At 52.3% G+C, this 23,083-nt stretch carries 20 protein-coding genes and 1 pseudogene; 6 read left to right on the top strand and 15 right to left on the bottom strand.

Going from position 1 to position 23,083, the window contains the following annotated elements; genetic code table 11:
* Positions 1–3: 3 nt before the first annotated feature.
* The 7 genes from rsxD to blr all read right to left on the bottom strand — a co-directional run bounded on the left by rsxD (position 4) and on the right by blr (position 5,583).
* A complete protein-coding gene (gene rsxD / locus NNO04_RS15270; protein ID WP_271445404.1) occupies positions 4–1,062 on the bottom strand; it encodes an electron transport complex subunit RsxD in 1,059 nt (352 codons plus the stop codon).
* Complete coding sequence (rsxC, locus tag NNO04_RS15265) at positions 1,063–3,177, bottom strand: electron transport complex subunit RsxC (protein WP_271445403.1); 2,115 nt, start codon at positions 3,175–3,177, stop codon at positions 1,063–1,065.
* Positions 3,170–3,748, bottom strand: coding sequence for an electron transport complex subunit RsxB (gene rsxB / locus NNO04_RS15260; RefSeq protein WP_271445402.1), 579 nt, complete (start codon positions 3,746–3,748; stop codon positions 3,170–3,172). Before rsxB ends, rsxC begins: the two co-directional genes overlap by 8 nt.
* Positions 3,748–4,329, bottom strand: a complete 582-nt coding sequence (gene rsxA, locus NNO04_RS15255) for an electron transport complex subunit RsxA (protein WP_005121199.1) — start codon at positions 4,327–4,329, stop codon at positions 3,748–3,750. Before rsxA ends, rsxB begins: the two co-directional genes overlap by 1 nt.
* Before the next feature lie 76 nt (positions 4,330–4,405).
* Positions 4,406–4,846 carry a DUF2569 domain-containing protein gene (locus NNO04_RS15250; protein WP_271445401.1) on the bottom strand — a complete coding sequence of 147 codons (441 nt, stop codon included), beginning with the start codon at positions 4,844–4,846 and terminating at the stop codon, positions 4,406–4,408.
* A 91-nt stretch (positions 4,847–4,937) separates the two neighbouring features.
* Positions 4,938–5,153 carry a transcription modulator YdgT gene (gene ydgT, locus NNO04_RS15245; RefSeq protein WP_162380406.1) on the bottom strand — a complete coding sequence of 72 codons (216 nt, stop codon included), beginning with the start codon at positions 5,151–5,153 and terminating at the stop codon, positions 4,938–4,940.
* A 304-nt stretch (positions 5,154–5,457) separates the two neighbouring features.
* On the bottom strand, positions 5,458–5,583 hold the full coding sequence (gene blr, locus NNO04_RS15240; protein WP_271445426.1) for a division septum protein Blr: 126 nt from the start codon (positions 5,581–5,583) through the stop codon (positions 5,458–5,460).
* Between the two features lie 241 nt (positions 5,584–5,824).
* Between blr and NNO04_RS15235 the strand changes: the two genes are divergently transcribed.
* Positions 5,825–6,865, top strand: coding sequence for an oxidoreductase (locus NNO04_RS15235; RefSeq protein WP_271445400.1), 1,041 nt, complete (start codon positions 5,825–5,827; stop codon positions 6,863–6,865).
* Between the two features lie 55 nt (positions 6,866–6,920).
* On the opposite strand, the gene add is transcribed toward NNO04_RS15235, so the two are convergent.
* The 3 genes from add to malX all read right to left on the bottom strand — a co-directional run bounded on the left by add (position 6,921) and on the right by malX (position 10,800).
* Positions 6,921–7,922, bottom strand: coding sequence for an adenosine deaminase (add, locus tag NNO04_RS15230; RefSeq protein WP_271445399.1), 1,002 nt, complete (start codon positions 7,920–7,922; stop codon positions 6,921–6,923).
* A gap of 102 nt (positions 7,923–8,024) precedes the next feature.
* Positions 8,025–9,197, bottom strand: a complete 1,173-nt coding sequence (locus NNO04_RS15225; RefSeq protein ID WP_271445398.1) for a MalY/PatB family protein — start codon at positions 9,195–9,197, stop codon at positions 8,025–8,027.
* Positions 9,198–9,207: 10 nt separating this feature from the next.
* The gene (gene malX, locus NNO04_RS15220) at positions 9,208–10,800 is read right to left on the bottom strand and encodes a maltose/glucose-specific PTS transporter subunit IIBC (RefSeq protein WP_271445397.1); all 1,593 of its coding nucleotides are present in this window, start codon (positions 10,798–10,800) and stop codon (positions 9,208–9,210) included.
* 201 nt (positions 10,801–11,001) lie between these two features.
* Between malX and NNO04_RS15215 the strand changes: the two genes are divergently transcribed.
* On the top strand, positions 11,002–12,030 hold the full coding sequence (locus tag NNO04_RS15215) for a Mal regulon transcriptional regulator MalI (RefSeq protein ID WP_271445396.1): 1,029 nt from the start codon (positions 11,002–11,004) through the stop codon (positions 12,028–12,030).
* An 83-nt stretch (positions 12,031–12,113) separates the two neighbouring features.
* On the opposite strand, the gene NNO04_RS15210 is transcribed toward NNO04_RS15215, so the two are convergent.
* Both NNO04_RS15210 and manA read right to left on the bottom strand, forming a co-directional pair.
* Entirely contained in the window at positions 12,114–13,622 is a 1,509-nt protein-coding gene (locus NNO04_RS15210; RefSeq protein WP_271445395.1) for a YdgA family protein, read from the bottom strand.
* Between the two features lie 101 nt (positions 13,623–13,723).
* On the bottom strand, positions 13,724–14,899 hold the full coding sequence (gene manA, locus NNO04_RS15205; RefSeq protein WP_271445394.1) for a mannose-6-phosphate isomerase: 1,176 nt from the start codon (positions 14,897–14,899) through the stop codon (positions 13,724–13,726).
* A gap of 198 nt (positions 14,900–15,097) precedes the next feature.
* Between manA and fumB the strand changes: the two genes are divergently transcribed.
* Positions 15,098–16,744: a class I fumarate hydratase gene (gene fumB, locus NNO04_RS15200; protein WP_271445393.1), complete on the top strand. Its 1,647-nt coding sequence runs from the start codon at positions 15,098–15,100 to the stop codon at positions 16,742–16,744.
* A gap of 143 nt (positions 16,745–16,887) precedes the next feature.
* A complete protein-coding gene (gene fumC, locus NNO04_RS15195) occupies positions 16,888–18,291 on the top strand; it encodes a class II fumarate hydratase (protein WP_271445392.1) in 1,404 nt (467 codons plus the stop codon).
* Here the strand turns inward: fumC and tus are convergent.
* The 3 genes and pseudogenes from tus to NNO04_RS22780 form a co-directional block, all read right to left on the bottom strand.
* On the bottom strand, positions 18,288–19,217 hold the full coding sequence (gene tus, locus NNO04_RS15190; RefSeq protein WP_271445391.1) for a DNA replication terminus site-binding protein: 930 nt from the start codon (positions 19,215–19,217) through the stop codon (positions 18,288–18,290). The two genes, fumC and tus, sit on opposite strands and share 4 nt — an antisense overlap.
* Before the next feature lie 68 nt (positions 19,218–19,285).
* Positions 19,286–20,593 carry a two-component system sensor histidine kinase RstB gene (rstB, locus tag NNO04_RS15185; protein ID WP_271445390.1) on the bottom strand — a complete coding sequence of 436 codons (1,308 nt, stop codon included), beginning with the start codon at positions 20,591–20,593 and terminating at the stop codon, positions 19,286–19,288.
* Between the two features lie 29 nt (positions 20,594–20,622).
* Positions 20,623–21,904 (bottom strand): annotated as a pseudogene (locus NNO04_RS22780) (Arm DNA-binding domain-containing protein).
* 76 nt (positions 21,905–21,980) lie between these two features.
* On the opposite strand from NNO04_RS22780, the gene NNO04_RS15170 reads away from it, so the two are divergent.
* Together NNO04_RS15170 and NNO04_RS15165 are read left to right on the top strand one after the other, a co-directional pair.
* The gene (locus tag NNO04_RS15170; RefSeq protein ID WP_271445387.1) at positions 21,981–22,394 is read left to right on the top strand and encodes a hypothetical protein; all 414 of its coding nucleotides are present in this window, start codon (positions 21,981–21,983) and stop codon (positions 22,392–22,394) included.
* A gap of 178 nt (positions 22,395–22,572) precedes the next feature.
* Positions 22,573–23,083: hypothetical protein (locus NNO04_RS15165; RefSeq protein WP_271445386.1), on the top strand; the 511-nt coding region annotated here is incomplete at its 3' end.

Here is a 23,083-nt window from a genome sequence, read left to right as displayed (position 1 = left end):
GGTTTATCCTTTTCGATGACCGTACACGCGAGGCCGGGTGTAATAGTCGATCAGGGGAACGGTGATATTCGCCAGCAAAACGGCAAAGGCCACACCGTCGGGATAACCGCCAAAGCTGCGGATAAGCCAAACTAACAAGCCCGCCAGCGCGCCAAATATCAACCGACCACGATTCGTCGTTGAGGCTGTCACCGGATCGGTCAATATAAAGAACGCGCCCAGCATGGTTGCGCCAGAAAGCAGATGTAACTGCGGCGATGCCAGTGACTGAGGTGAAAAAAGCCAGCCTAACGAAGCGCAAAGGGCAAGCGTCAGCAAGAAGCTCACGGGAATGTGCCATTTGATAGCTCTGGTCCACAGCAGCCATATGCCGCCAGCCAGCCAGGCCAGGTTCACCCATTGCCAGCCCGCACCTGCCAGCATCCCGCTGTAAATGGGGTATTGCATGACCTGCTCAACAGAGTGACCCGCATGTATCGATGTTTTAAAAGTATCGAGCGGGGTCGCCTGGCTGATGCCGTCAATGCCCATACGCAGTGTGTTCATATCACCGCCGGTGGCGGTATGTCCGGTAAAGATCACCTGTAGCGCATCAGATACACCTGGGGCAGACGCAGCGATTTCGTGCGGAGGCAACCAACTGGTCATCTGTACCGGAAACGAGATCAGCAGGACCACATAGCCAATCATGGCGGGGTTAAACGGGTTTTGCCCAAGACCGCCGTAAAGCTGTTTGGCGATAATAACCGCAAACACGGTCCCCAACACAATCATCCACCAGGGCGCGAGCGGTGGAATACTCACTGCCAACAGTAAGCCCGTCAGCAGAGCGGAGTTGTCTTTTAATATCGAGACGACGGGTTGTTTGCGTAACCGGAGCACGGTGGCTTCGGCAATCAGCGCGCTGGCTGAGGCCAGGATTATCTGGAATAACGTACCCCAACCAAAAAACCACAGCTGGGCGGCAATCCCCGGCAACGCGGCGATAAGTACCAGCAACATGATTCGCGATGTCTGGCGTTGGTTATGGGTATAAGGGGAGCTTGCGATTCTGAATACCATTTATTCCTCGTTAACAACCTGCTGCTGTGCGGCTTTTTTTGCCTGAGCGCGGGCAATCGCTGCGGCGATGGCCGCTTTGCGCGGATCTACGGGCTCGGCAGGCTCACTGATGGTCTGCTGTTCCTGTTTACGCGCTTTGGCGCGGGCAATCGCCGCTTCGACGGCGGCTTTGCGCGGATCTACGGGCTCGGCAGGCTCACCGGCTGGCTGCTGTTCCTGTTTACGCGCTTTGGCGCGGGCAATCGCCGCTTCGATGGCCGCTTTGCGCGGATCTACGGGCTCGGCTGGCTCACTGGTGGTCTGTTGTTCCTGTTTACGCGCTTTGGCGCGGGCAATCGCCGCGTCGATGGCCGCTTTGCGCGGATCTACGGGCTCGGCTGTCTCACTGGCTGGCTGCTGTTCCTGCTTACGTGCTTTGGCGCGGGCAATGGCCGCTTCGATGGCCGCTTTGCGCGGATCGGCATCAGTACGGCTCTCTTCAATGTTGCCGTTTTCAGCCTGTTTTGCCCTGGCCTGCGCTTTACGCGCTTCGCGCGCCGCGATCACGGCACTATTGTCAGGTTTTGCCCCTGCCTGAATCACCACCGGTTGCATTGCCTGGGCTTGCTTTTCTTTGACGCGAGCCAGCGCAGCAGCAATCGCATCATGATCTTTTGCGGCAGGCTGTACAGCGGCGCTTTTATGTCGCTCAAGACGTGCGGCTTTCTCACGCTCAAGTCGAGCCTGTCGGGCTTCGAAACGCGCTTTCGCTTCAGCGGCACGTTTTTCTTCCTGACTGATGGCGTATATTTCTGCTTTTTCCTGTCGGAAGTACTGGACCAATGGGATATTGCTTGGACATACCCAAGCGCAGGCGCCGCATTCAATGCAGTCCGCCAGATTGTGCGCCGTTGCTTTGTCGTGCTGCTGGCCTTTGCTAAACCAATACAACTGCTGAGGCAGTAAATCGGCCGGACACGCATCGGCACAGGCGCTACAGCGAATACAACCTTTTTCTTCCTGCGGTTCTCCCAGTTCAGTCGCCGTAGGCGCGAGGAGACAGTTGGTGATCTTCACGACCGGAACATCCAGCCACGGCAGGGTGAAGCCCATGAGCGGCCCCCCCATAATCACCATCTGATCGGCGGAAGGGCAAAAACCAGCATCGTCGAGGAGGTGGCGAACCGGGGTACCCAGTCGCGCCCAGACGTTGCCAGGGCGACTCACCGCCTCGCCAGTCAACGTCACGACGCGCTCGGTGATCGGTTCACCATCAATCACCGCACGTTTGATGGCATATGCGGTGCCGACGTTTTGCATCAACACGCCGATATCGGAGGAGCGGCCACCGTGTGGAACCTGCTTCCCGGTCAAAATCTGTGTGAGCTGTTTCGCGCCGCCGGAAGGGTATTTCGTCGGGATGACACGCAGCGAAATGTCGTGCGCGTCGGCCAGCACCGCCCGCAACATAGAAATGGCCTGCGGTTTATTATCTTCAATGCCGATCAAAATCTCTCGCGGTTGCAGAATATGCGCGAGGATGCGGATACCTTCCACCACCTGGGCGGCGCAATCCTGCATCAGACGATCATCAGCCGTAATATAGGGTTCGCATTCCGCCGCATTGATGATCAGCGTTTCGATCTTGTCGCCGCCGCCTTGTAACTTAACGCCGGTAGGAAATCCCGCGCCGCCGAGTCCCGCCACGCCGTACTGGTGAATACGTGTGATCAGCTCTTCACGGCTATGAGAACGGTAATCCGCCCAGCCCTCGCGTTCAATCCAGCGATCTTCGCCATCCGCATCGATAATGACGCTGAGTTCTGCCAGGGCGGAAGGATGCGCGGTGGAATGGGGGGCAATGGCCACAACGGTGCCGGAGGTTGGCGCATGAACCGGAAGCATTCTTCCGCGTCCGCGGGTCAATGGTTGTCCGCGCAACACGCGATCGCCCACGCTGACGCACAGTTCACCTTCGGCGCCAATGTGCTGTTTTAAAGGCATAACGAAACGCGGCGCCAGCGGAACCTGGCGCAAGGGCGTACCGTTTGACTGGGTTTTCATTTCCGGCGGATGAATGCCGCCGTCAAAATCCCAGATTTTATTTTTTCTGAAGGCAGAGAATAACTTAAGCATGTTGTTCCACGGGAATAATACGAACGGGAATGGTGTTCAAATCCCACTTCCAACTGTCAGGCGTTTCCGCTACCGGACGTAATTCGATGCACTGGGTCGGGCAAGGGTCGACACAGAGATTGCAGCCGGTACACAGATCGCTCATGACCGTGTGCATAGCTCGGGTGGCACCCACAATCGCGTCTACCGGGCAGGCCTGAATGCATTTTGTGCAGCCGATGCAGTTATTTTCATCAATGACCGCCAGCATGCGGACCGGGGTGAGGTCCTGTTCATCACCGTCAATGGGTTGCGGATCCACATTCAGTAATTCCGCAATTTTGAGCATGACGGCTTCGCCGCCAGGCGCGCAACGGTTTATTTTCTCACCCTCAGCGCCAATCGCCTCTGCATAGGGGCGGCAGCCAGGATAACCACATTGCCCACACTGGCTTTGCGGCAGAATTTCGTCAATTTTCTCAACAACCGGATCATCTTCAACCGCGAAACGGCGGGAGGCATAACCCAGAATGGCGCCAAACGCCAAACCCAGAAGGCTCACGGCGGCAACGGCAATCCAGATAGCGTTCATTACAACTTCACCAAACCACTAAAGCCCATAAAGGCTAATGACATTAAACCTGCGGTAATCAGCGCTATCGCGTTGCCACGGAAGGGGGCGGGAACGTCTGCCACGGCGAGACGTTCACGAATCGCGGCGAATAGCACCATCACCAGAGAGAAGCCGACGGCAGCGGAAAAACCGTACAGCGCCGACTGTAGAAAATTATGACCGAGGTTAATGTTGAGCAACGCCACGCCTAACACCGCGCAGTTGGTGGTGATAAGCGGCAGGAAGATCCCCAACAAACGATACAGTGCCGGACTGGTTTTACGTACTACCATCTCGGTAAATTGCACGACCACGGCAATGACCAGAATAAAAGCCAGCGTGCGCAGATAGATGAGATCGAGCGGGATAAGAATCCAGGTGTCGATCAACCAGGCGCAAATAGACGCAAGTGTCATCACAAAAGTGGTGGCAAGCCCCATACCCATCGCGGTTTCCAGTTTTTTGGAAACACCCATAAATGGACAAAGGCCCAGAAACTTAACCAGTACAAAGTTGTTGACCAGTACAGTTCCGACAAAGAGCAGCAGGTAATCAGTCATTTTTCGGCCTGAAATAAAAAAGCCGCCTATTATCTGTCAATCTACAGCAGGCGACAACAGGTTAACTGTAAGGTTATTACGGGTTCACAAACGTGGCTTTTACGCGTGCTGAACGCTTGAAATAAGGCGCCATCAGGGCAGCCGCCAGTAATGGAAACAACAACTGGCGAACGGCAAAAGCATCAGGCACTGGCGAAAATGCAAACGCTTTGATGGCCAGTAATACCGATACCAGCAGCCAAAGAATATAGTGCTTAGGCACACATTGCCTGCGCTTGAAGAACGCAATTGTCAGCCAAAGCGTGTAATACCACATCGCAATCGCAGTCAAAAATGAAATGCCCCAGAGCACTAAGTTGCCTGTTTCTTGTTCACTCAGCGCTTTTAACGTTTGCGGAGTCGCTAGCGCGGTGACGTATAGCAATAGCGCCAGCGATGCGCTCAATAGCGCCACTAACAGCCAGGCTAACGGGCCAAGCAACCAGCCTCCGATTCGTTGTGCCGGTATTGTGGTCATATCTTCTCCAGATTTGCTGGTGCGTACAGGCATGCCAAATATTTTGGGGCGATTATTATAAATCTTTTAACGGCGATCGCTACTCTCTTCGTTATTGCACGTAATGCCAGACGGATTTAGGTACCTGACCGACATCAAACAGGCGTCCACCGGAGATCAATTCTGCACGGCGATGGTCAGCGGCACGGTACATATTGATAATCTCCCGATCGTCGGTAAGCGTGTAGTTAAGATGATCGAACAATTTTTCCAGACTTTCGAGTGAACTGATTTTGCGGAATTTTAATAGATAATCCTGGACAGTCATAAATAGGGATCCATATTAAAAAAATAACACCAACGGAGTAGTAAATATGAAAATACACAACCAGGCGCAGGGAAGGTTAAGCGACACGTGATTTTCAAAATAAGATAATTCTTACGTATAAACAGGCAGGCGCAATTAAGCACCTGCCGGAAGGGTAACGCGCTTCATTAAAACAGGCAATAAGCGGCGGGTCTGGACGCGGTACATTTATCCATTTTTGATAGATTTGCAGCAGATTAACAGGATGACCAAACGGTAAACATCCTCGCTTCATACTATGTACGACGTCTGAACCCTGCGACGTTTATTTTTTCCCAACGGTGGCGGTAGGTTCTGGAGGTTGGTAATTGTCGATATGACTGGCCACACCCAAAAGAATGACGGAGACCACAAGAACAATCCAGCCTGTTAATTCAATAAGACGATTCATCACTGACGACATTTGCTTTGATTTATCCATAAACACAGGATGCAAATGTTACCCATCAACAATTAAGACAGCAAGTTCATCGGGAACGGTTTCACTGACTTTTTCGAAACAAGTTTAGGTAAAGTGGCGTTTGTTTGACTTAAGTTAACTTATGGCCTTTGTCGCTGTAAGGCCATTAAACTCTTGTGAGCGGTTATGGGATAGTGTGAAATGTGAATGTTCTGTAATGAGAGGCAATGACATGAGTGACAACATCCGTGTTGGGTTAATTGGTTACGGTTATGCCAGCAAAACTTTCCATGCCCCCTTGATCGTGGGGACGCCTGGGCTGGAGCTGGTGGCGGTTTCCAGTAGTGATGAAACAAAAGTGAAGGCTGACTGGCCTTCGGCGGTGGTTGTCTCTGAGCCTAAGCATCTTTTCAACGATCCGAATATCGACCTTATTGTGATCCCTACGCCGAACGACACGCATTTCCCGCTGGCAAAAGCGGCGCTGGAAGCGGGAAAACATGTTGTGGTGGATAAGCCATTTACTGTGACACTGTCACAAGCGCGTGAGCTGGAGTCGTTAGCCCGCAGCCTGGGGCGGGTGCTTTCCGTTTTCCACAATCGACGCTGGGACAGTGACTTCCTGACGCTGAAGGCCCTGCTGGCCGATGGCGTGCTGGGCGAGGTGGCTTATTTTGAATCTCACTTTGACCGCTTTCGGCCGCAGGTGCGCGATCGCTGGCGGGAACAGGGCGGCCCGGGTAGCGGTATTTGGTATGATCTGGCACCGCATTTGCTCGATCAGGCCATTAATCTGTTCGGTTTACCTGTCAGTATGACGGTTGATCTCGCGCAACTGCGTCCGGGAGCTCAGTCTACTGATTACTTCCACGCCGTTCTGGCCTATCCGCAGCGTCGCGTCGTTCTGCATGGCACGATGCTGGCGGCGGCGGAATCAGCACGCTACATCGTGCACGGTTCGCGTGGAAGCTACGTGAAATATGGGCTTGATCCGCAAGAAGAGCGCCTGAAAAATGGCGAACGTCTGCCACAGGAGGACTGGGGCTACGATATGCGTGACGGTGTATTAACGCGTGTTGAGGGTGAAGAACGTGTGGAAGAGACCTGGCTGACTGTTCCGGGTAACTATCCGGCTTATTATGCCGGTATTCGCGATGCGCTGAACGGTCATGGAGAAAATCCGGTTCCGGCAAGTCAGGCTATTCAAATTATGGAGCTGATTGAACTGGGCATTGAGTCAGCAAAACACCGCGCAACGCTGTCTCTGATCTGATTCTCTCTCTTTTCGGCAATGCCGGATAAGTGCGGCTTATCCGGCAACGATACGCTTACGCCGCAGCTACTTTTTCGCGCAGGGCGCGTTTTTCCGCTTCACTCAGGAAGGCCATTTCCAGACCGTTGATTTGTGCCTGGCGGATCTGTTCGCGCGTCAGACCTGCCGCAGGCGCTGCGACGGTGTATTCGTGAATAATATCCACCCCTTGCACGGCGGGATCATCGGTATTCAGGCTTGCCATCACGCCATGCTCAAGGAACGTTTTCAGTGGGTGTACGGCGAGCGATGCGACGGTGCTGGTCTGAATATTGGAGGTCAGACAAGATTCAATACCGATACGCTGCTCAGCCAGAAAATCCATTAACGCGCGATCTTCAACGGCTTTTACGCCATGCCCAATACGCTCAGCGCCCAGTTCACGGATAGCCTGCCAGATACTCTCCGGGCCAGCGGCTTCGCCTGCGTGGACGGTAATATGCCAGCCAGCGTCACGTGCGCGATTAAAGTGCGTCAGGAACAAGCTCCCCGGGAATCCGAGTTCGTCTCCTGCCAGATCGAGGGCAGTGATCCGATCGCGATGGGCCAGCAATGCCTCAAGCTCTTGTAAACATGCCGCTTCACCGAATGTGCGGCTCATAATGCCGATCAGACGCACTTCAACGCCGAACGCCCGGCTGCCTTCTTGCACCCCAGCGATGATCGCTTCGACCACGCCCGCTACCGGGAGTTGATGGTTCATTGCCATGTAGCCAGGCGAAAAACGCAGCTCAACATAATGCAAACCGTTACGTGCGGCATCTTCCACGTTCTCGTAAGCCACGCGACGACAGGCGTCCAGCGAGGCTAACACTTTCACGCCCCAGTCCAGTTTCGACAGAAAGCTGACTAGATCAGGTTCTGTCGAGGTTACCTGCACATGCGGGATCAGGGTTTCAAGTGTTTGAGCGGGGAGGGACACATTAAACTGGCGGCCAAGATCAAGAATAGTTTGGGCACGAATGTTGCCATCAAGGTGGCGATGAACATCAGTTAACGGAAGGGAAGTATCAATCATGGTCGCACTCATTTTTTGAATATAAAAGTGCGCGCTATTATAAAAACAAACGGGGGGTAAAATCTATGTTGCGCAATGATTAATTTCATTGCGCAACCAGAGTTAGCGCACAGCCCGAATAGCGTTGATTAAACCGGCAACGCCTTTTTCAAGTTTGGCGCGCGGGCAACCGGCATTCAGTCGCACGAAGCCGTTGCCTTCCTGACCATAGGTGTAGCCGGGCATGATGGCGACTTTTTCCTGATGAATCAGTGCATCTTGTAATGCCTTATCATCAATGTTTAACGGACGAAGATCGATCCAGGCCAGATAGGTGGATTGCGGCGCCTGCCAGTTCAGTTCTGGAAATGCCGTATTCAGCGACTGCGCGATATAGCTCAGATTTTCTCTGAGATAGTCGCGTAGCGCATCCAGCCACTCCGCGCCGTCCTGGTAGGCGGCAATGTGCGCGGTGAGTGCCAGTACTGCCGGTGAAGACAAACCATCACGGCCTTTCAGAGCGCTCAGATAGCGTTCCCGACTGTTTTCATCTTCGATAAGCCCATACGCCCCAGTTAATGCCGGGATATTGAAACTCTTGGACCCGGAGGTCAGCAGCGCCCAGTGACCGCGCGCCACGTTGCTCCAGGGGATATGAGGTTGCTCTCCCCAAACCATATCCATATGAATCTCATCAGAAATAACCCGCACACCGTGACGATGACACAGCGCTGCCATCGTCTCCAGTTCATCACGGGTCCAGACTTTGCCGGTGGGATTATGGGGACTGCACAACAGCAGGATCTTGCTTTCAGGACGAGCGAGAGCTGCCTCGAGCTTCGCCATATCGCAGTACCAGTCGTTACTCCGTTTTTCCAGTGCTACAGGCAGAACGGTGCGCTGGTTTCCCTCAATGGCTTTATAAAAGGCATCATAAGCAGGGGTATGCATGACCACGCCTTCGCCCACATTGGACCACTGACGGATCAATTCAGACACCATATAGATAACGGAGGGACCGTACACCACCGATTGGGGGGCTATCGGGGTATCATGGCGGGTCAAAAACCAGTGACTGATGGCGCCCAGAAACTCCTCATTTTTCCAACGACTGTACCCGAGAACACCGTGGGTCAGGCGCTGATTCAGCGCCTCGAGAATACAGGGGGCAGTGGCGAAATCCATATCAGAGATGGTAAACGGCAGCAGATCGGCGCAACCAAAACGGTCAGCGACATAATCCCACTGCGTACACCAGGTTCCGTGTCTGTCGACGACCTTTGAAAAATCGAACATATCGCTATCCTTATGCCTGAACGGTATTCATCAGACTGGCCATTTCGTCTTTAACAGACTGTACCTGCGGGCCAATGACCACCTGCAAATTGTGCTGGTTCAGTTGGACCACACCGATGGCACGATTGTCTTTCAGCGCTTGTACATTCACCAGCGACATGTCCTTAACCGACAAACGTAAGCGTGTAATACAGTTATCCAGACTGACGATATTGTCGCTACCCCCCAGTGCGGCGAGGATCGCCGGGACGTTATAGCCGGATTTTCCAGGCGAGCCTGCGACGACTTTCTCAATACTGCTGGCAATTTCAGTATCGCGACCCGGTGTTTTCAGATTAAAGCGGGTAATGGCGAAGCGGAAAATCACGTAGTAAACCGCAAACCAGATAGCGGCTACCACTGGCACCAGATACCACTTTGTTGAGAGACCATGCAGAATACCGAACACCACAAAGTCAATGATGTTGCCGTCAGTGTTACCGATAGTGACGCCCAGAATCGCCATGACGGTGAAGCCCAGACCAGTCAGCAGAGCGTGAATAACATACAAAACAGGCGCGACAAACAGGAACAGGAATTCCAGCGGTTCTGTCGTGCCGCCAACGACGCAGGCGATCAGACCTGAAATCAACAGCCCTTTAATTTTGTGGCGATTTTCCGGGCGGGCGCAGTGATACATGGCCAATGCCGCACCTGGCAGACCGCCGAGGAAAGCCGGCATTTTACCCTGAGACAGGAAGCGGGTGGCGCTTTCAGAAAAACCGTGAGTGGTCGGACAGCTTAGCTGTGCCTGGAAAATGGTCAATGCGCCACTGACGCTATGACCGCAAACGTCCTGCGTGCCTCCCGCTTCGGTGAAGCGAATCAACGCCACCAGAATATGGTGCAGACCAAACGGTAACAGCAGACGTTCACCGGTACCAAAAATCATCGGCCCGAAATCTCCGGCACTGTTAATGATGTGTCCCAGTCCGCTGATACCCATCGCGAAAACCGGCCACACCAGCGGGATAACCAGACCGACAAGTCCCATCACCACGGAGGAGATAATCGGGACAAAACGGGTGCCGCCAAAGAAGGCCAGCGCATCCGGCAGACGGATGTTATGAAAACGTTCATGCAGCATCCAGACGATAATACCGGCGATAACCGCACCGAGGATCCCGGTGTCGATCGACTGGATCCCCAGAATATTCTGCACGTTGTTGGCTTTCAGTATTGCGGCGTCGGTGGTCGGAAGGATCCCTTTTGCGGTTAACCAGAAGTTCACCGCAAGGTTCATCACGGCATAGCCCACGAAACCCGCAAAGGCGGCAACGCCTTTGTTTTCACGCGCCAGTCCGAGCGGGATGGCGATACAGAACATCACCGGCAGGAAACTGAATGCAAACGAACCGACTTTACTCATCCAGGTAAACAGGGCTTGTAGCACAGGATTCCCCAACGCCGGGATCAGGGTGACAACATCATGGCTGCTCAGAGAGCTGCCGATGCCCAGCATGATCCCGCAGAAAGAGAGCAGGGCCACGGGCAACATAAACGTTTTCCCCAGTTGCTGAAAAAACTCCCATAAGGTTATTTTTGGCGTTGTTCTCGTCGTCATCTAACGATTCCTTGTGAAAAGAAAGCTCTGTTTTAGGTTAATGGGACGAGAAGATAAAACGTTTTACCTAATTTTAGTGCGGCATAAATCACATTATCGAACGATGATAAAGCGTATAAATATAAGTAATTGATAAAACGTTTTATCTCTGTCTGGTGAAGACTTAGGCAGGTCAGGTTTTCGAGGGAGTTTTTTGTTTTCATGGCCATAGCCAAAAAAATTACTATCCATGATGTTGCGTTGGCTGCAGGCGTTTCTGTCAGTACCGTGTCATTGGTTCTGAGCGGCAAAGGCCGTATTTCGTCAGCCACTGGCGAACGTGTGAATGCGGCGATTGAGCAGCTCGGGTTTGTTCGCAACCGTCAGGCTTCGGCGCTGCGCGGCGGGCAGAGCGGGGTCATTGGGCTGATTGTGCGTGATCTGTCGGCCTCTTTTTATGCCGAACTGACCGCCGGGCTGACGGAAGCGCTGGAGTCGCAGGGGCGGATGGTTTTTCTCCTCCACGGCGGCCAGGACGGCGAACAGCTAACGCAACGTTTTTCTATGTTACTCAATCAGGGCGTCGATGGCGTGGTGATTGCCGGTGCGGCGGGTAGCAGCGATACCTTGCGACAACGCGCAGAGGAAAAAGGGATCCCGGTGGTGTTCGCTTCACGCGCCAGTTACCTTGATGAAGTGGATACGGTCCGCCCGGATAACATGCAGGCGGCGCAGTTGCTGACCGAGCATCTCATTCGCCACGGACATCAACGCATTGCATGGCTCGGGGGGCAAAGTTCATCGCTGACCCGGGCAGAGCGCGTTGGCGGCTATTGCGCAACCCTCTTAAAATTCGGTTTGCCGTTCCATAGCGACTGGGTGCTGGAATGTGCTTCCAGCCAGAAGCAGGCAGCCGAAGCGATCACCGCATTACTGCGACACAACCCGACCATCAGCGCGGTGGTCTGCTACAACGAAACTATCGCGATGGGCGCGTGGTTTGGCTTGATGCGGGCAGGTCGTCAAAGTGGCGAAAGCGGAGTGGATCGCTATTTTGATCAGCAAATATCACTGGCGGCGTTTGCCGATGTAGCAGAACATGCCCTGGATGATTTGCCCATTGTCTGGGCCTGCACACCCGCCCGCGAGATAGGATATACCCTGGCAGAACGTATCCTGCAGAAGATCGGTCACGAGGAGAGCTATTCACGTAGTCAAACCATTTCGGCCCGACTTATCACGCAGAAGTAAGCGTTCTGGCGCAACGGCTGAATTCGTCGCTAAGGGAATCGCCCGATGAGCATTATCTCATCGGGCACACCGCATTTAGAACATTACGGCTGAGGTACTGCAGGCGCGTCCGGAACAGAGAGCGCCGGTACACCGAACATCCCTATAAACTCATCTAACGGCATTTTTTGCCCGTTAAGTGTGACCTGACCACTCGCGTACTGCAGGCTGGTGGCAATGGTATTATCCTTCATCGTCGTGATACGGAACATTTGCCCCATCGCGGCGAGACCTTTTACCTGTTGATTCGCCATACTGGCCGCATCTTCCTGCTGATAGCCTTCCAGCTTCGCGACCTGCGTCATGAATTCAACGGCCATATCCACCGGGATTGTCAGCTTACCCTCGAGGGATTTGACAGAGCGGTCCAGTTCCTGCGCCAGGTTTTGCGGCGCAACGGTTGAGGTTGTCGGATCTCTCAGGAAAAGAGACAGATTAAGCGCGGTTTCACCTTTGGCGTTTTTCCAGCTCAATGGCGCGACGGTGATCACCGGTTCGCCTTTCAACAGCAACGGCAGGGCGGTGAAAAACGCTTCAGTCACTTTTTCCTGATAAAGGTCAGGATCTTGCGCCACGTCTGGCTGCGCCAACAGCTCTTGTGTTTGCGCGTTATACTGCTGACTAAACTGGCGCCAGGCTTCTGCATTAATCTGGCCCGCTTTCAAGGTCAACTGACCGCTGCCCAAATCCTGCCCCTGAACTTTAAGACTCTTAAGGGCGTAGTCCAGCTGGCTGTTGATGGTTTTACCATCGGGTGTCAGTTCGGATTTTCCGCTGATGTTCATCCCTTCCAGCACCGACATCTCTTTGCCTTCTATTGAGATTGCCAGTTTTTCTAATGACAGCTGTTGGTTGCCAATGCGTCCGCCAAAACTGGCGACGCTGCTGGCACCGTCTGTTTTCAGGTTATTAAAGGTGATTTGTACTTTCTGGTTATATTCATTGACGGCATCAACCAGCCCGCTTTGCGCTTCACCCGTCAGAGAAATGATGCTCCCTTCTTTGTCCGCATCAAGCTGGAATTCACCCCCGCTGAATGCGACTTTCTCGCCTTCATTTTCGTAGTTCAACGGCTTGATAGCGATATTGGAGCGCGTGTCGCCGCTGTAGGCGATACGGGAGTTAATTTCGAACGGCGACTCACCTTTGGCGAAATCAAACAACGGCTTACTAAACGCATTGTTCACCAGGGTGGTTTTTACGGAGGCCATTGAAGGGACAAGATTCAGAGACTTTACCTGGGCGAACGGGAAGGGGCCATGATCCACCGCTTCATTCACCACCAGACTTTGGTCTGGTTTCATCCATGGACTCTCTTTGCCCGCGATGGGTTTTACCACCAACTGCAACTGGCTGCTGAATACGCCACGCTGGTAGTTCTGATAACTGAGTTCTATGTTCGCTTCCGGTGAATTCAGTTTAAGTTGGGTATTGGCCTCAGAAATCATCTCAGAAAGATGCGTTTCCAGTTTCTTCCCTGTGTACCAGGCGCCACCCGTCCAGACGATGCCAAGTGCAACGATGACTCCCGCAGCTACCAGCGATTTTTTCATATTGATTATCCATAAAATGAAACCAGGCGGGAGAATCCGCCTGGATAAGTTATAAGCCACTTACTAGCTTAGCAAGAGTTGTTAAAAAATTCAGTATGTTGCTAAAGCTTGTTATAAACCCGGGCTAAACGGCCCACGCCGCTGGCAGAAACCGGAGACTCCTGGGCGCCAATAAATGCCGATTCTCCCGGCTTAAGGACCAGTCGCTCTTCGCCTTTGCTCAGAACCGCTTCACCTTCAACGCAGAACAGAATGGCCGCGCTTGGTTGGGCGATTGCTGTTTCCTGCGCCGACAGGTCATGCAGGGAAAACGCAAAATCATCCACCGGAATAGGGAAGTCCAGTTCCGCACCGTTTTTAACCGGGGTGGTCAGCAGTTGAGACGCGGGCTTTGCCACAAACTGCACGTTGGCGACAAGCTCCGGGATATCAATGTATTTGGGCGTTAATCCGGCACGCAGCACGTTGTCGGAGTTCGCCATGACTTCTAACGCCACGCCCTGCAGGTACGCATGCGGGGTTTCGGCAAACAGGAACATGGCATCGCCTGGGTTCAGTTTGACCACATTCAGCAGCAGCGGTGAGAAGAGGCCGCTGTCATCCGGGTAAAACTCAGAGATCACGCGGATCGTTTGCCACGGTTCGCCTTGTTGGCTGTTCAGTGCGGCTTTTAACACCGCCAGCGCGCGGGATTTCTCTTCACCCTGCATATTGAGCAGGCTGGCAAAGAGCTGACTCAGACGTTCCGCGTTAGGATCTTGCAGGAAGTGCGCAATGGCGGGGTGCGCGCCGGAAACCGGCTGTAGCAAAGAAACAATCTCGGAAAACTCACGAAACGCATTCATCGCCAGGAATGGCGTCAGGGCGAAAACCAGCTCGGGTTTGTGGTTCGGATCTTTATAGTTGCGCTCTGCGGCATCCATCGGGATACCCGCTGCATTCTCTTTTGCAAAACCGACTTCAGAATTGTGTTTGTTTGGATGTACCTGAATGGAGAGCGGTTGCGCGGCGCACAGCACTTTAAACAGGAACGGCAACTCACCAAAGCGTTCGGCGACCGCATCGCCAAGCAGCGCAGATTTGTTGTGGTCGATTACGTCGCGCAATGAGACGGTCTGGCCGTTAGCATCCTGAACTTTAGAGCTGCTTTTCGGGTGCGCGCCCATCCAGAGCTCAGCCATCGGCTGCTGCGCCGGATTGGCGAGCCCATAGAGTTCTGTTAACGCAGTTTTACTTCCCCAGGCATAGTTTTGCACTGAGTTGATGAGTTTTTGCATTATCAAGCCTTGTTTCAATGTGGAAATTACTGCGTGTATTAAAGCAAGAAACCCAGTGGAAGTAACCTCCGCGCGTAAAAAGTCGTCCTTGTCTCAGTTTTTGTTAAAAAAATGTGTAGGATAGGTGAATTGTTTTTTAGCAGGGCTTTGGAAAATCTGCCCAGAGTATAAACAGACCGAGCTGTAAGTGAGAGTACAATGTCAAACAAACCCTTCCATTATCAGGATCCTTTTCCCCTCCAAAAGGATGACACCGAATATTATCTACTGACCAGTGAGCATGTTTCCGTTGCTGAGTTTGCCGGGCAGGAAGTGCTCAAGGTTGATCCACAAGCCTTAACCCTCGTCGCCAGACAGGCCATCCATGATGCTTCGTTTATGTTGCGTCCCGCGCACCAGCAACAGGTGGCTGATATTCTCCGTGACCCGGATGCCAGCGAAAACGATAAGTATGTCGCACTGCAATTCTTGCGTAACTCCGACATCGCTGCGAAAGGTATTTTGCCAACCTGCCAGGATACCGGCACAGCGATTATCGTCGGTAAAAAAGGCCAGCGTGTCTGGACGGGCGGCGGCGATGAAGCCGCGCTTGCTCGCGGTGTTTATAACACCTACATCGAAGATAACCTGCGCTATTCGCAAAACGCCGCGCTGGATATGTACAAAGAGGTCAATACCGGCACCAACCTGCCTGCGCAGATTGATCTCTACAGCGTCGATGGCGACGAATATAAATTCCTGTGTATCGCAAAAGGCGGCGGGTCAGCGAACAAAACCTATCTGTATCAGGAAACCAAAGCGCTGTTATCACCCGGGAAATTGAAAAATTATCTGGTCGATAAGATGCGTACGCTGGGGACGGCGGCTTGCCCACCGTACCATATTGCTTTTGTGATCGGCGGCACTTCGGCGGAAGCGACGCTGAAGACCGTCAAACTGGCTTCGGCAAAATATTATGACGAACTGCCAACCGAAGGTAACGAGCACGGCCAGGCGTTTCGTGATGTCGAACTGGAAAAAGAGCTGTTGATTGAAGCGCAAAATCTTGGACTGGGCGCGCAGTTTGGCGGGAAATATTTCGCCCACGATATCCGTGTGATTCGTCTGCCACGCCACGGCGCGTCATGTCCGGTGGGGATGGGTGTCTCCTGTTCTGCGGATCGCAACATCAAAGCGAAGATCAACCGCAAAGGTATTTGGATAGAGAAACTCGAGCACAATCCGGGGAAATATATCCCGGAAGCGTTACGTCAGGCAGGCGAAGGGGAAGCGGTTCGGATCGACCTTAACCGCCCGATGAAAGCGATCCTTGAGCAACTGTCTCAGTATCCGGTGTCGACGCGTTTGTCGTTGAACGGCACCATTATTGTAGGGCGCGATATTGCTCACGCGAAGTTGAAAGAGCGTCTGGATAACGGTGAAGGTTTGCCGCAGTACGTGAAAGACCATCCGATCTATTACGCCGGTCCGGCGAAAACGCCAGAAGGATATGCCTCGGGTTCGCTTGGCCCAACCACGGCAGGACGTATGGATTCGTATGTGGATCAGCTCCAGTCGGCTGGTGGCAGTATGATCATGCTGGCGAAAGGCAACCGCAGCCAACAGGTCACCGACGCGTGTCATAAGCACGGTGGCTTCTATCTTGGCAGTATTGGTGGTCCGGCGGCAGTACTGGCTCAGGGCAGTATCAAGAGTCTGGAGTGCGTGGAATATCCTGAACTGGGGATGGAAGCTATCTGGAAAATTGAAGTAGAAGATTTCCCGGCCTTTATCCTTGTCGATGATAAAGGCAACGATTTCTTCCAACAGATTCAGACGTCGCAGTGCGCACGCTGCGTTAAGTAACGTCAGCCGCCCTTCGGGGCGGTTTTTTTTACCGCACAAACCACCAAATGGCGGTGCTGATTTCGTTGATACTTATTAAGACCGCAAGCAAGTGGGCCATGTCGAAACATAACCTAATCAAATAATTGTATAAGGAGCAGGTCATGGTAACGGTACGCCGCGAGAAAGATTCGATGGGGGCGATTGATGTCCCGGCAAATAAGCTATGGGGCGCGCAAACCCAGCGTTCGCTGGAGCATTTTCGTATTTCTACGGAGAAAATGCCCGTCTCGCTGATCCACGCGCTGGCGCTGACCAAGCGCGCAGCGGCAAAGGTCAACGAAGATTTAGGTTTGCTATCGGCGGAGAAAGCCTCTGCTATCCGGCAGGCAGCAGATGAAGTGCTGTCTGACAAACATGCTGATGAGTTCCCGCTGGCTATCTGGCAGACCGGGTCGGGAACCCAGAGCAATATGAACATGAACGAGGTGCTGGCAAACCGCGCCAGCGAACTGTTGGGCGGCGTTCGCGGCATGGAACGCAAAGTGCATCCGAATGATGACGTCAATAAGAGTCAGAGTTCGAATGACGTCTTCCCAACGGCGATGCATGTCGCTGCGCTGCTGGCGTTGCGCAATCAGCTGATCCCGCAGTTGAAGGTGTTGACCAAAACGCTGACTGAAAAATCCCACGCCTTTGCGGATATCGTCAAAATCGGTCGTACACATCTGCAGGATGCGACGCCGCTAACGCTCGGTCAGGAGATTTCGGGTTGGGTGGCGATGCTGGAACACAATCTCAAACATATCGAGAACAGCCTGCCGCACGTCGCGGAACTGGCGCTGGGCGGTACAGCCGTTGGCACCGGGCTGAATACCCATCCTGAGTATGCCCGCCGCGTGGCGGATGAACTGGCGGTAAGTACCGGCGCGCCGTTTGTCACAGCGCCAAACAAATTTGAAGCGCTGGCGACCTGTGATGCGCTGGTCCATGCGCACGGTGCGTTAAAGGGGCTGGCGGCGTCGTTGATGAAAATTGCCAACGATGTACGCTGGCTGGCGTCAGGTCCACGCTGTGGGATTGGCGAAATAGCGATCCCGGAAAATGAACCGGGAAGTTCGATAATGCCCGGTAAAGTGAACCCGACCCAGTGCGAGGCGCTGACCATGCTATGTTGCCAGGTGATGGGCAATGATGTGGCGGTGAATATGGGCGGGGCAGCAGGGAATTTTGAGCTTAACGTCTATCGTCCCATGGTTATTCATAACTTCCTGCAATCTGTTCGGTTGCTGGCGGACGGTATGGAGAGTTTTAACGCGCATTGTGCTGTGGGGATTGAGCCGAATCGCGAGCGCATTAACCAGTTGCTCAATGAGTCGCTGATGCTGGTGACGGCGCTCAACACGCATATCGGGTATGACAAAGCCGCAGAAATCGCCAAAAAAGCGCATAAAGAAGGGCTGACCTTGAAAGCGTCAGCCCTGGCATTAGGCTATCTCACGGAAGCCGAGTTCGACAGCTGGGTTCGCCCGGAATTGATGGTCGGCAGTATGAAACCGGGCCGTTAATCCGCCACATACAGGTGCAGCCGTGGGATTACCAATCGTAACGGCTGTGCCTGAGGTTTAAAACGGTGCTGAATATTTTCAGCATCGTAGTTTAACAATTCACCAATATCCGGTACGCCAGCGCCGTTATCAGTATTAATCAACGCGATTAGCGGTGTCGGACAGGCATGCTGAACCTGTTTCTGTTGCCCTTTGTACCAGACTCTGGCGATAGGCTGTACTTTCACCGGTCGCTTAATCTTCAGTCTGGCGTGTTGCCCGAGGGCGGCGATGTCCTGATATTCGCGCTCCAGTTTGGTCTGCCACTCTTCGCGGGTCCACGGGTAAACGCTACGCGGCGAATTCAGACTCTTCTCCAGCTGCGCCAGCACATCATCACGGCGCAAGTTCTTGATAATATGTTTGTTTGCCCAGCCAAATCGCAAGGTAGCTGGATCCCGAATAACCGTCAGTGTGCGGTAAGCATTCAGCGTAATAAGTCCAGGCAAATGCCGGTGTACCCACTCAAAACGCGCGTTTGGCGCAAGGGCGGACTCGACCGTCACAAGATGCTCAAACGTGGTTTTTAGCTGGTTGATACGTTGTATCCGGTTTTCGAACATTGCCTGCGTGGCATGATTAACCTGATAACAGAGCACCCCCGGCAGACGTACCGCGGCTTTACTGCTGCGATTTTCAGACTGTTGCTGAATAAACAGGTGACGGTAATGGCGCAGCGCAAGCGCTTCGGCTTCCTTGCCCAGATGCTGTTTAACATCGATGGTTTCCAGTGGCGAATGTTCGGCCTCTTTTGTCACTTCAGGCAGAGAAAAAACCCGCGCAATCAGCAAGGTATGTTGCTCAAGATTTTCCGTCAGGGCAGCCAGTTCTTGCTCTATCTGGCGAAAGGTACCATTCAGGCGGTCAACGAGATCATAACGGGCCATATGCTCACCATTTTAGTTACAACATACTTATTGTATACCATATCATTCCCCGCCTGACCACCGTGCGGTTAGGGTCTGGCAGGGGGAAGATCAGCGATGTTATGCCAGACTGGCCAACTGAAACTGAACTGTGCGCCGCCCAACGTGCTTTCGCGACAGCTTACCGTTCCCCCCATCGCCAATGCGATTGAGTGAACAATCGCTAATCCGAGGCCGCAGCCGCCGGTAGCGCGATCCCTGCTGGGATCCAGGCGTACAAACGGTTCAAAAATGCGTTCACGCGCATCTGGGGCGATACCTGGACCATCATCCTCAACGAGTAGTGTGGCGTGGTTGCCCGCTAACAGCAGGCTGACATGTATGGAGGCATGGCAATAGCGCAAGGCATTGTTGAGCAGGTTATCCAGGACGCGCTCCATCAATCGCATATCCAGCGCGCCGTAATCTCCTGACACCAGGTTGCTCAGGTGCACTTCACGTCCGGGATTGACGCTTTGCACATCGGCAAGATGGGTAGTCAGCCAGACGGGGAGGTCGGGGACCGTGAGTTTTAATTCATTTTGCGGCCGGTCGAGGCGAGCGTAGGTCAGCAATTCCTCAATCAACGCTTCCAGTTGCCCAATATCCCGATTCAGCGCCAGCGACTCTTGTTCGCTCAGGTTGTCGCTCATTGCCAGGCGATAGCGTAAACGAACGAGCGGGGTGCGTAGCTCGTGGGCAATGCCATCGATAAGCTGTTTCTTGCTGGCAATAAGGGCGTTGATGTTGTCCGCCATTTGGTTAAAGGCGATCCCCAGGCGCTCAAAACTGGAGCCATTGTCAAAATGGAGGCGCTCGGTGAGATGTCCCTCGCCGAAGCGTTGCGCTGCGGATTCAAGTCTCAACATTTCCTGCCAGTGCGGACGCATCCAGATAAAGACAGGAAAGGCGAGGGAGATAGCGATAAAGGCCATCAATGCCACATCCAGCAAACGCATTTGATGCAGAAAATAGAGATACGGCACCGGTCCCACGGCCAGTACGTAGTGGCTGCGAGGAATACGCTGAATAAACGTGTATTGATCATCAAGCGCAACGATGTCGCCTTCCCGCAGTCGCTGCGTCGTGACGCTATCCAGTGTGTATTTATTCAGCGGTTCGACGCGTAGGTCGAACGAGAGATTGAGATCCATCTCTTTCAGGGTTTTTCCCCATTCGCTGGGGGGGATCTCGCGCAATTCGCTGCGCATAAGGTATAGCGAACTTTTCATCAAATCGTCGAGCGACTGTTTGCCCGCACGCTCGGCAGTGAATTTATAAACCAAACCAACCAGCAAGGTCATGACCAGAAAGCAGACAAACAGCAGAAGATAAAACTGAACAAACAGCTTTTTCATGATAATTTACCGGAAGTTCAATATGTTAGCTAATGCGCTTTCACCTCTGGGGGCATGTGGGGGGCAGTACGGTATCCACTGATACGCTGGTTCAGAAATGCAATCTGATCACCGTCAAGCGCGCTTATCCAGGCAGAGTACACTGTATAAACCATTTCTGCATTCTCATGGCCCATTTGACTCGCGATAAACGCAGGATTGGCGCCAGCAGAGAGCATCCAGCATGCATAGGTATGCCGGGTCTGGTATGGACGACGGCGGCGAATACCCGAACGTCGTATGGTTACGTTCCAGAGTGAACTTATTGAGTTTACAGAGTAGTGTCTGGCCTGTTCACCTTTCTCCTGCCGTGGCATGAATACGAAGTGCAGTTCCTGGCTTTCTGTTTTTCCATACTCGCGCATCTGGATCTCGATGGCTACCTTTTCGAAATGGCCGGTCAGTGTTTTTTGTGCTTTCAATGAATCGATGGCAGGAGCCAGTAGCTTGATTGTCCTGTTGCCTGCTTTGGTTTTTGGCGGACCAAATATCCCTTGCTGGGTCAGGTTACGGTTGATCCGGATTTCACCTTTTTCCAGATCGATATCTTCCCATGCAAGTGCGCAGAGTTCCCCGGGTCGAACGCCAGTATAAAACGCTATCTGCCACATATGCTTTTGCTTTGAAGGTGCTGTATTGAGAAAGATTTCGAATTCCCTCTGAAGAAAAGGATCCGGCTTAACCCGGTTTTTCTGGAGTCGTTTTATGCCCTCATAAGGTCGGTTTGACATGAACTTATTCAGATACCCGAAATCAAGAATCTGCCGAAGAATTGCCAGGTAGTACTCTACTGTCCTTACGGAGCGACCCTGCTTATTTCTGCGTCGGCCTGGCTGGTAATGAGTCTCCCCGCACAGCAATTCTTTTCTCCAGATCAGAATATCACTATTGTTAATTTCACTTAATGGGGTAGAGGTACCGATAAGTTTTTCCAGCGTCCGGATTGATATCTCGTAACTACGAATAGCATTTGGTGAAAGGGTGATCTTATGGCCGTTGAGCCAAAGGTTTGCTAACTCACTGAATGTGCCTATGCTCTTTGTCGTTCTGAAACGATTTGGCTGTTTTCGACTCTGGGAAGTAAGTCAGGTAATCGAAAGTCCCTAGCTGGATATCGCTAACGATTCGAGCGCGCATGTTACCCGCTTTTTTTATATTCGAAGGGGTGATATTCCAGCTTTTGAGCACTTCCCTACATCGTTTTCCCTTATAGAGAAACCATATTCGTACACTTTGTCTGTGGATTTCGACACCCGTCGGTAATGCCAGCATCACGCCTCCTGGATATACTGATTTATTCGCGGGTAATTGTGACCTGCTCCCCGTTGAATCAGCCGTTATCGATCTGGTGCTGGAACTGGTGGAAATCCCGAACAAGGATGAATTTATCGACCGCGTCAGCCGTGCACTGGGCACGCAGGATCCGCAGTACATGACGGATGATGAGAAAAGGGCCGCTCAGCAGCAGGCGAAACTGAATGAGTTTGTTCAGGCGCTTCAGTTCAAGCAGCAGATAGCCGAGATCCAGAATAAAGACGCGGACACCGCGAACAAGCAGGTCAGCGCGAACAAGTCTCAGGCTTCAGCCGATGGGCAGAAGTATTCTGACGGGTTAACCATGGCACAGACCGGGCAGATCATGCAGCAGATGGAACTGACCCAGCAGACGATTACGCAGCAGGGGGCGCAGATACAGCAGTTGCAGCAACTGATTATCCAATTGGTTAATAATGGAGCGAAAAAAGAACTTAAGCAATGGTAGGGATTTTGTATTAATAAAATCTGATCAAGTATCAAAATAAGAAATTACAAGATAATTTTAATGAATGATTCATGTTGTTCTATTACTTATTTAGATATTTTTATTTGCGATGTTAATCACGCTTTCATGTTTATATTTAACTATAGTTAAACAGGACTGTAATCAAATGGAGGTGTTTATGTCACATAAAAATGTTGTTTTTATGGATGACTTTGTGCGCTCGTGCCAACGAGATGAAATTATAGCAGATAGGTTTTGTCTAAGTAATAGCGATAGTCAGTCTCTGTCATATGTTGATTCTTATCTTGCTGTTAATAAATATGCGATTAATTTTTTGAGCTATAGGCCCACTGAACTTAATATCTCAAATGTTAAGTGGGATGATTTTTTGAGAGTTTTTGGTAATGCAAGTAAATCAATAAAAAACTGGATTTCTGATATATCTGTTGATTTAAAGATTGTGCCTGAGCAAATTATCGTTAGATGTAATAATTTAAATTTTCTCTTTGAGAATGCTGCTCAGTGTGCTGATGTTTTGGCAAAAGATCCATCCCGGATTTTTTTGCGCCAACAAATTAAAAATGCTATAGATGATAGCGTGTTAGGTCTGGGGTATCTAGAAGATGTTATCACAAAGGTGATAAATAAGTTGAGCGGTTTTTCTGGTGATTTTAATCAGCATATTATTG

The sequence above is a fragment of the Citrobacter sp. Awk 4 genome (assembly GCF_028069725.1).
GTDB lineage: Bacteria > Pseudomonadota > Gammaproteobacteria > Enterobacterales > Enterobacteriaceae > Citrobacter_D.
Note: the sequence above shows the minus strand (reverse complement) of the source record. Positions and strands in the feature narration are given on the sequence as shown.

Excerpts from the sequence above, each read along its gene's own strand:
- rsxD (WP_271445404.1), bottom strand. The coding sequence starts at position 1,062 with ATGGTATTCAGAATCGCAAGCTCCCCTTATACCCATAACCAACGCCAG.
- rsxC (WP_271445403.1), bottom strand. The coding sequence starts at position 3,177 with ATGCTTAAGTTATTCTCTGCCTTCAGAAAAAATAAAATCTGGGATTTT.
- rsxB (WP_271445402.1), bottom strand. The coding sequence starts at position 3,748 with ATGAACGCTATCTGGATTGCCGTTGCCGCCGTGAGCCTTCTGGGTTTG.
- rsxA (WP_005121199.1), bottom strand. The coding sequence starts at position 4,329 with ATGACTGATTACCTGCTGCTCTTTGTCGGAACTGTACTGGTCAACAAC.
- NNO04_RS15250 (WP_271445401.1), bottom strand. The coding sequence starts at position 4,846 with ATGACCACAATACCGGCACAACGAATCGGAGGCTGGTTGCTTGGCCCG.
- ydgT (WP_162380406.1), bottom strand. The coding sequence starts at position 5,153 with ATGACTGTCCAGGATTATCTATTAAAATTCCGCAAAATCAGTTCACTC.
- blr (WP_271445426.1), bottom strand. The coding sequence starts at position 5,583 with ATGAATCGTCTTATTGAATTAACAGGCTGGATTGTTCTTGTGGTCTCC.
- NNO04_RS15235 (WP_271445400.1), top strand. The coding sequence starts at position 5,825 with ATGAGTGACAACATCCGTGTTGGGTTAATTGGTTACGGTTATGCCAGC.
- add (WP_271445399.1), bottom strand. The coding sequence starts at position 7,922 with ATGATTGATACTTCCCTTCCGTTAACTGATGTTCATCGCCACCTTGAT.
- NNO04_RS15225 (WP_271445398.1), bottom strand. The coding sequence starts at position 9,197 with ATGTTCGATTTTTCAAAGGTCGTCGACAGACACGGAACCTGGTGTACG.
- malX (WP_271445397.1), bottom strand. The coding sequence starts at position 10,800 with ATGACGACGAGAACAACGCCAAAAATAACCTTATGGGAGTTTTTTCAG.
- NNO04_RS15215 (WP_271445396.1), top strand. The coding sequence starts at position 11,002 with ATGGCCATAGCCAAAAAAATTACTATCCATGATGTTGCGTTGGCTGCA.
- NNO04_RS15210 (WP_271445395.1), bottom strand. The coding sequence starts at position 13,622 with ATGAAAAAATCGCTGGTAGCTGCGGGAGTCATCGTTGCACTTGGCATC.
- manA (WP_271445394.1), bottom strand. The coding sequence starts at position 14,899 with ATGCAAAAACTCATCAACTCAGTGCAAAACTATGCCTGGGGAAGTAAA.
- fumB (WP_271445393.1), top strand. The coding sequence starts at position 15,098 with ATGTCAAACAAACCCTTCCATTATCAGGATCCTTTTCCCCTCCAAAAG.
- fumC (WP_271445392.1), top strand. The coding sequence starts at position 16,888 with ATGGTAACGGTACGCCGCGAGAAAGATTCGATGGGGGCGATTGATGTC.
- tus (WP_271445391.1), bottom strand. The coding sequence starts at position 19,217 with ATGGCCCGTTATGATCTCGTTGACCGCCTGAATGGTACCTTTCGCCAG.
- rstB (WP_271445390.1), bottom strand. The coding sequence starts at position 20,593 with ATGAAAAAGCTGTTTGTTCAGTTTTATCTTCTGCTGTTTGTCTGCTTT.